This is a genomic window from Deferribacterota bacterium, from assembly GCA_034189185.1.
In the GTDB taxonomy this organism is placed as follows: domain Bacteria; phylum Chrysiogenota; class Deferribacteres; order Deferribacterales; family UBA228; genus UBA228.
Map to the genome: position 1 here is coordinate 1 of JAXHVM010000304.1, position 1,523 is coordinate 1,523.

2 protein-coding genes are annotated in these 1,523 nt (G+C 34.6%); both read left to right on the plus strand.

The features are described 5' to 3' along the window. A partial coding sequence (locus tag SVN78_11115; protein MDY6822155.1) for a transporter occupies nucleotides 1-246 on the plus strand: 246 nt, incomplete at its 5' end. Between the two features lie 25 nt (nucleotides 247-271). Next, nucleotides 272-1,523 (plus strand): class I adenylate-forming enzyme family protein (locus SVN78_11120; protein ID MDY6822156.1); only part of this gene is annotated, 1,252 nt, incomplete at its 3' end.

Below are 1,523 nucleotides of genomic sequence, written 5' to 3' on the forward strand. Positions count from 1 at the left end.
TATGGTATAACTGAAAATTTTAGGGCTGGTATTAACGGTTATTATTTAGAACAGATTACAAATCACAAGATAGATGGTCATGATATACCTGATTCAAAAGAGAGGGTTTTAGCACTTGGCCCAGGGGCAATGTATATCTCAGATGAAAAAAAAGACTTGTTTTGGGTTAACTTCTATGATGAGGTGATAACCAGAAATAGACCAGATGGTGTTGCGCTAAATGTTCGTTGGCTACATGTTTTTTAAAAATATTTAAAACTAGGAGGATATAATGGACGTATTTGATTTATTAGTATCAGCAGAAGAGAGATATGACGGTAGAACTGCAATAATAGATGGTGACAAAGAAATATCTTATGCTGAAATGAAGGAGAATGCTTTTAAGTTAGCAAATGCATTGCATGGATTAGGGCTTGAAAAAGGAGATAAGGTAGCAGTATATATACCAAATAGGGCTGAATATTTTTATATATATTATGCCTGCTATATTACAGGGATAATTATAGTCCCCATTGATTTTTATCTTAAAGAAGATGAGGTAATAAATATAGTTGATCACTGTGGTGTTAAGTTAATATTTGCAGAAAACAATCAGAGGTGTAATTTAACAAATTTAAAAAACAAATCTAATTGTTTAAAAAATATAATCTCCCTAGATAGCGAACCCCAATATCTCTCATATAATAATTTAACTAATAATATGCCTGTGGCTTTTAAAAAGGTTGACATAGAGAGAAACCACTATTCAAGTATTTTCTGTACCTCTGGTAGTACTGGCAAACCAAAAGGGGTTTTATGGAATTATAGGCATATTCATATAGGTTCAGATGCACTTGATTATTTTCTACATGATTATATTGTAAATGCTAGAGCTATTACAGCAATACCCCTTTCTCATTCAGGTGGCATGTTATTTCCTATGCTTGCTATTAAATGCGGTCTTTCAACAGTGATGTTAGAGCGTTTTCACCCCCTTGTATTTTTAAAACTTGTTGAAAAGTGGCGAGTTTCTATGTTTTGGATGGTTCCGCCTATGTGGTATGCACTACTCTATTTAAAGGAGATAGAGCGTTTTGATTTAACAAGTGTTAAACTAGCTGATGTATTTGGTGCACCAAGTGACCCTGAAACCCTTAGAAGAGCAAAAAAGTATTTTCCAAACGCTGATTTATTTAATGGATGGGGTATGACTGAGGTTGTGCCACCAGTTACAGTCTGTGAACCTAATAATATTACAACAGTTGGTAAACCTCATCCTTGGGTAACTCTCCAAATTGCAGATGAAAATGGGCTAGAGAAAAATGCAGGTGAAATAGGTGAGTTGAGAGCAAGAGGGGAGGGTGTCTTTATGGGATATTATAATGAACCAGAGCTTACAGCAAAGGTATTTGATGATGGCTGGTTTAAAACAGGGGACCTTGCAAAGAAAGACAAAAATGGCAATTACTATATAGTTGGTAGAACCAAAGATATGTTAAAGGTGGGGGGGCAAATTGTTTGGTGTAATGAGATTGAAAATATTT